This window comes from Bacillus thermotolerans, from assembly GCF_000812025.2.
GTDB classification, from domain to species: Bacteria; Bacillota; Bacilli; order Bacillales; family Domibacillaceae; genus Quasibacillus; species Quasibacillus thermotolerans.
The window spans coordinates 21,037-27,252 of the sequence record NZ_JWJE02000049.1; the positions used below are offsets into that span (position 1 = coordinate 21,037).

Sequence of the window (6,216 nt, forward strand, 5' to 3'; positions counted from 1 at the left end):
TTTTTAGGGTTATGAGTGAAAAGCTATGACCTCTTCTGCTTCAGATAGTTTTGTATGATGGGAGAAATAACGGATAAATCTACATTACTGCCCGTAATAATGGTTCCAACCTTTCCATACGCATCGGTTAACTTCCCATGCAATAAAGCCGCCACTCCAACAGCCGCCGCTCCCTCTACGATCATCCGGTGATGCTCCATCATAAACCCCATGGCATCAGCAATCTCTTCCTCTGTCACAAGGATGAAATCATCCCCATAGTTCTTTACCAGCTCAAAAGTGTACTGGTTATTTAACCCTATTCCACCGAGCAGACTGTCCGCTAACGTATCCTGTTCTTTCAACATAACCGGCTTTCCTGATTGAATGCTTTCATACATGACTGGAGAGCCTTCCATCGAGACACCGATGACTTTAATAAACGGATTCACTGACTTGAGGGCGACCGCTACACCTGCAAACAGCCCTCCTCCCGAGAGAGGCACAAGCACAGCATCTATATCAGGCACCTCCTGCAGCATCTCAAGTCCGATCGTTCCTTGCCCGGCAATCACATGCCAATCATCAAAAGGCTTGACGACCGTCATGCCCTGCTCCTCTAATTCATAGGCATATCTTTCCGCCTCATCCTGGCTTTCTCCAATAACTTTGATCTCTGCTCCTTCACGACGAATAGCATCTACTTTTGCCTTCGGTACTCTGTTCGATATACAGACGACGGTCCGGATCCCAAGCTTTTTTGCCACATGCGCGACAGCTAGCCCGTGATTTCCTGTGGAGAAGGTGACGACTCCCTGCTTCCTTTCTTCCTCAGTGAGGCTTAACAGCTTATTGGCCGCTCCCCGTACCTTGAAGGCTCTTACCTCATGAACCGTCTCTATTTTTAAGAAGGTCTCGATGCCTGCTGCCTCTGCAAGTGCCGGTGATTCAATGAAAGGAGTAGGCTTAATCATCGAGCGAATGCGTGTCTGGGCCTTCCAAATATTCTGCACATGACATACTTCCAGCTTTTTGTCCCCAAGGGTCATGCCCATCCTCCCCTTCAAGAGGCAAACATCCTTGCCCTTAAATTTTTTAAGAAAAAGCGCTATTTTATCCTATGCGTCTTTGTGCAAATTAACAACTATGCGTAGCAACACCTATTATTCAAGGAAGAACATGATTAAATCCACGCCGGCATTACTTAGTATTTTCACTGACTCACAAGGTGATTGATAGACTCCTCTCTTACGTGTCTTCGTTGTGAAAGATAGAGATTCCTCCGATGCAGACGAAAACTTTTGTAAAAAAATTCATACTATATACGTTTTAAGCAGAAGCTTTAGCGGTGAGGACCTTTATGTTTCTTTAGGCACTAGCTGGCCAGGTTTCAGGAGAATATGCTGAACAAGTATGCGAGGGAACGAGTCAGAAAGATGAAAAGAGAATCTATTTCCTCGAAGGGATTGACAACTGTAACGGCTGCTTCCGTTGTTATTGCCGGAATGGTGATAGATACACTATAATGGCTTAGAGAGCAGCAAATACCTATGCATGCTCTCTCTTTTTAGAAAAGTTAATCGAGACAAATCTATAAATTTATATATCTTCTTACAGGAGGGGGAAAAATGAATAAAAAGGCTTTTTTATTAGCCATCTTCACGATCGCCATTTGGGGGTCATCCTTCGCTGCAATCCGGGCAAGTCTGCAAGGCGGCTATTCACCAGGCCATTTAGTTCTCCTTCGTTTTTTAATTGCCTCAAGCGTGTTCATTATTTACGCTTTATGGCCGGGCAGCCGGTTTCGACTGCCGAGGCGGGAAGATGTATGGAAAGTTATGGTTCTCGGCCTAGTGGGAATTAGTATCTATCAATTAGGAGTCACTTTTGGGGCAGAAACAGTATCCGCTGGCACATCCAGTATGCTGGTGGCTTCAGCACCTATTTTTACCGCTTTAATCGCAGTCATTGTTTTAAAGGAGCGCCTAAGCGTCTATGGCTGGCTCGGTATGTTCATTGGATTTATCGGTATATTTGTCATTACCTTAGGAACAGCCGGTCCCGCTTTCCATATTTCTAAAGGAGCCCTTTTCGTCCTGATTGCCGCCATTGCCACCTCCTGCTTCTTTGTTTTTCAAAAGCCGTTTCTAAAGCGGTACAACCCGATTGAGCTAACAGCTTACGTCACATGGGCCGGGACACTGCCATTTTTTATTTTCTTTCCCGGCCTGTTTGAAAGTGTTCAAGCAGCCACATTAGAGGCAAACCTATCTACTCTTTACACCGGTATTTTCCCAGGGGCTATCGCCTATGTGACCTGGGCTGCCGCTCTTTCACTAGGCAATGCCGGCTCCATTAGCAGTACAATGTACGTTGAACCGGTATTCGCCATATTTGTCGCATGGATATGGCTTCATGAATGGCCAAGCACCTTATCCATTATCGGCGGAATTATTGCGGTTTCAAGCGTTATCATCGTGAACCTCTTTGGAAAGCGGCAGCCTGCTGCGGTCCCGGAGGAAGCGAGAAACAGCGTATAATATAAATAAGCCTCAGGAGTGGTCCTGAGGCTTATTTCATTTATTTATGCTTTTAAAATATCATGATCCACGTAGCGCTCTCCGTTCAATTCGGAAATAACATTGATAGCGACTTTCGCACCGTCGCCAGCTGTAATAATCGTATGCACACTGACTCCGGCTGCTGTACCGGCCGCCCAAATTCCTTCTACATTCGTTTTGCCGTTTGGATCGGCATCAACCACCGTTTTAATACGTGGTTCTGTCCCTTCTTTTGTTTGAACTCCAGATGCGGACGCTAAGTCAGTTAAAGCCCCTGTCGCTAGGATCACATGCTTTGTTTCATACGACTCTCCGTCTGTCTTCACTGTTAATCCGTTACCAGACTTTGTGATACCGGTAGCGGCTGCTTGTACAAACTCTGCTCCGAAGCTTGTAGCCTGTTCTTTTCCGATCGCCAGCATATCCGGTCCTGATATGCCTTTCACGCCATAGTGATTCTCCACCCATGCTCTTTTCGTCATGCTTTTCTCATGGTCAATCACCAATGTTTTTTTGCCTGCTTTTGCAGCAAATAAGGCAGCACTAGATCCCGCTGGTCCTGCACCAATAATGGTAATATCGTACATTGACTCGTCCCCCTCTGCATAACTATTCATTCATCCTTATCTTAACTTTCTGAATTTTCGTTTGCAAGCATAAGGGCTTCTTCCTGTTCTTTCATCTATGAAACAATTAAAAAAGCATGCCCTGGCAAAAGCCGGCACATGCTTTACTTATGTTTTCCCCTGAAGCGTGAATCTTTTTCAGACTTTCCCTTCATAATATCATCGAATGGAGTATAGCGATTGCTTAGCAGCCTTCCCTTTCGCATCACTTTGCAGATGGAAACTCCCAAAGCACCTACTACAACACCTAGGAACAAATAGACCATAAGCCCACCCTGCTCTCCATATTTTAATTTTGCTGGCTAAAGAAACGAAGCAGGCTATACGTCTTGTCAACTTCTTCAGGTACTTTTTTGGCAATCATAAAATAAGGATCATCCGGGATGTCGATTTCGTAACCAAAAAGAAGCCCTTCCAAATTGTCCTGTATAGAGGCAAGCCCTTTCAGAACGTTTACACCTGTGACCACTCCATATCGTCCTTCACTAGTCTCTATCCATTCATAATCAAGCTTATCCTTTTGCGTATCACTGCGGACGATTCGAAGATTTCCATTAAAGCCCTCTTCCATGACAGCTAGTCGAGCAGCAGAGCCAGCTTTGTAGAAAGCCACCTGCGTATTAGACCCGCCTAATCGCATCACTTTTATCAATTCAACACTTGAGAGAGGAGAAGACTGATTCTCCCACTTTATTAAATGCTTTTGTATATCTTCACTTGTATTGTCAATAGGGTATCGCATGAAATAAGAAGTGGCCATTACAGCCGCGCCGGCAACAAGAAGAATGAACAAGAGCTTGTACTTACGTATGAGGATTCCTCCTTAGTAGCTTAGACACTTTTCTTAAAGAATAAATCTTTATATAACAAACAGGCTAAATAGCAAATTATTTGTTTCTAAATCCTGATATTTACTATTTTAACATAAAAAGTTATTTATAAAAAGAGCATAACTCATCCCTATGACGATTAAAAAAACTGATTGCTTTAACCAGCAATCAGTTTTTTCTATTGTTTATTCAACGTTTTCTTGCTCCACACGATTAAATAACTAAGCAATAGAAAAACGATCATCATTAATCCTGTAATTAACAGCCAGCCTGAGCTAAAGCTTCCTGTTTGGTCAATCATCAAGCCAAAGAAAGGGGGGATCAGCATCACACCGATAGAGCCGAAGGTAATGCTTACACCACTGGATATTCCCGACTGTTCCGGAGGCACGATTTCACTCGCCAGATTCATCCAAATGCCGTTAAAGCCCGCTAATGAAAAGCCAAAGACAATGACAAGCGGCACCATTCCCCAAAAGGTCGCTTCTGAGGTAATTGCCATAATCAAGCTAGACATAGCCGTCAGTACTGTAATTATTAATAGAATAATTATCCGGTTGCCATGAAATACGAAATCACTGATCATTCCCCAGGCAATTCTTCCTGCCGTCCCGCTCACCTCAGAGATAACAAGCAAGATACCAGACAAAAAGAGAGAGATGCCCAGCTTTTCATAAGCAAATAGTACGAGATATGTATTCAGGCACATCTGGGAGCCATTTAATCCTAAAGCACTGAAGCTGACAAGCATGAGTGCTTTGTTTTTCATCATTTGAAACATCGATTTGTAGAAAGCAAGCAGACCACCTGACTGAGCCGAAGTACGCTGCTTAGGCGGATCTCGATAAATAAAATAAGAAACCACACCGCTGACTAATAACAGAAGGCAAGCGATAAACAAAACCGGCCGCCAGCCATATTCGGCACCAAGAGGAAGAAGAATTAAACCGGCAAGGGCTGAACCTGCTGTTACCCCCATCTGCTTGATGCCCATGGCTGTCCCCCGCTGTTTCGTTGAAAACCAATAAATAATGCCTCTATTCGTGATAGGGTGCATCGCCCCGTAGCCAATTCCTCCAACAGCTACGAGCAATAAAACCGCCCAAAGCTCACCGAGCATCGTCATAAAAGCAAAACCGATTCCCAAGCAAAATGCAGCCCATAAGAGTAACCGACGAGAACCAAAACGATCCGTTAAAAACCCAGCAGGAACAGAAGCAAGCGCCTGTCCTAAAAACAGAGCGGCAGGCAGCATGCCAATCTGTGATTTACTTAAAGAAAGATCGGTCCCGATTAATACACCGAGCGGTCCCACACTGCGCCCGATAAAGGACACCAGCAGCTGAGCCATTAGTAAAGCATACAGCATACGCCACGGTTCTGAAAAAAGGACATGATGATGTTTTAACGCTAAATTCTTTGCCATGTATTTTCGCCTCTTCAGCTTTTCACTTGCTATCATTAAAGTCTTATTCGAGCCCTTCTACAATGAGAAGGCTCGTAAAGGAAAGAATACCCTCTATTCTAAAAAGTTACACTTCATGAGAGAATAATAAAGGACAGCTCCATTAAAAATAAGTATAGGTACAAGTAACCTTCTTTAATAAATACTAGATGATGACTTCCCAGCAGAATAAAACAAGTGAAAGAAGTTTGATTGGAAGTGTATGTATAAGTTCACTATTTTAATTGTAATCCTTACTATTCTATATGGGTAGGTTTATATAGAATGATTCAGAAAAATTTTTTCGCATATACAAAAAAAGAACAGCTACAATAATAGCTGCTCTTTTCCCAGGTGCCTGGCAACGTCCTACTCTCACAGGGGGAAGCCCCCAACTACCATCGGCGCTGAAGAGCTTAACTTCCGTGTTCGGGATGGGAACGGGTGTGGCCTCTTCGCTATAGCCGCCAGACTGTATAAGGTTGAAAGAACGTTGTTCTTTCAAAACTGGATAATATGCTTGGGAAGTAACCGGCAATACCTTGCCATTTTGTTGTGTTGTCCAGCTCCGGCTCCTCGACACTCGAGTCAAATAACCGTCCGCTTCCAAGGCTTACCGCCTCTCCAGCGTCCGAACATTTGCTTGTCGTGTCTATGCAGTCGCCTCTGCTTTTCGTTTTTTAGGATAAGTCCTCGATCGATTAGTATTCGTCAGCTCCACGTGTCGCCACGCTTCCACCTCGAACCTATCTACCTGATCATCTTTCAGGGATCTT

Annotated in this window: 6 protein-coding genes and 2 rRNA genes; 2 read left to right on the forward strand and 6 right to left on the reverse strand. The window is 44.1% G+C overall.

The annotated features are described in order from the left end of the window. Positions 1-23 precede the first annotated feature (23 nt). Positions 24-1,046 (reverse strand): hydroxyectoine utilization dehydratase EutB, encoded by a 1,023-nt coding sequence (gene eutB, locus QY97_RS15245; protein WP_315849931.1) that lies wholly within the window; start codon positions 1,044-1,046, stop codon positions 24-26. A 333-nt stretch (positions 1,047-1,379) separates the two neighbouring features. On the opposite strand from eutB, the gene QY97_RS21015 reads away from it, so the two are divergent. Then, the gene (locus tag QY97_RS21015; protein WP_269764111.1) at positions 1,380-1,505 is read left to right on the forward strand and encodes a hypothetical protein; all 126 of its coding nucleotides are present in this window, start codon (positions 1,380-1,382) and stop codon (positions 1,503-1,505) included. A 102-nt stretch (positions 1,506-1,607) separates the two neighbouring features. Then, on the forward strand, positions 1,608-2,519 hold the full coding sequence (locus QY97_RS15250) for a DMT family transporter (RefSeq protein WP_039234542.1): 912 nt from the start codon (positions 1,608-1,610) through the stop codon (positions 2,517-2,519). A gap of 44 nt (positions 2,520-2,563) precedes the next feature. On the opposite strand, the gene QY97_RS15255 is transcribed toward QY97_RS15250, so the two are convergent. The 5 genes from QY97_RS15255 to QY97_RS15275 all read right to left on the reverse strand — a co-directional run. Then, positions 2,564-3,127, reverse strand: coding sequence for an NAD(P)/FAD-dependent oxidoreductase (locus QY97_RS15255; RefSeq protein WP_039234539.1), 564 nt, complete (start codon positions 3,125-3,127; stop codon positions 2,564-2,566). Between the two features lie 328 nt (positions 3,128-3,455). Next, positions 3,456-3,926, reverse strand: a complete 471-nt coding sequence (locus QY97_RS15260) for a hypothetical protein (protein ID WP_156994580.1) — start codon at positions 3,924-3,926, stop codon at positions 3,456-3,458. Positions 3,927-4,174: 248 nt separating this feature from the next. After that, positions 4,175-5,422: an MFS transporter gene (locus QY97_RS15265; protein WP_039234534.1), complete on the reverse strand. Its 1,248-nt coding sequence runs from the start codon at positions 5,420-5,422 to the stop codon at positions 4,175-4,177. Between the two features lie 374 nt (positions 5,423-5,796). Then, a 5S ribosomal RNA gene (gene rrf / locus QY97_RS15270) occupies positions 5,797-5,912 on the reverse strand. A gap of 209 nt (positions 5,913-6,121) precedes the next feature. Beyond that, a 23S ribosomal RNA gene (locus tag QY97_RS15275) occupies positions 6,122-6,216 on the reverse strand; the annotation flags it as partial.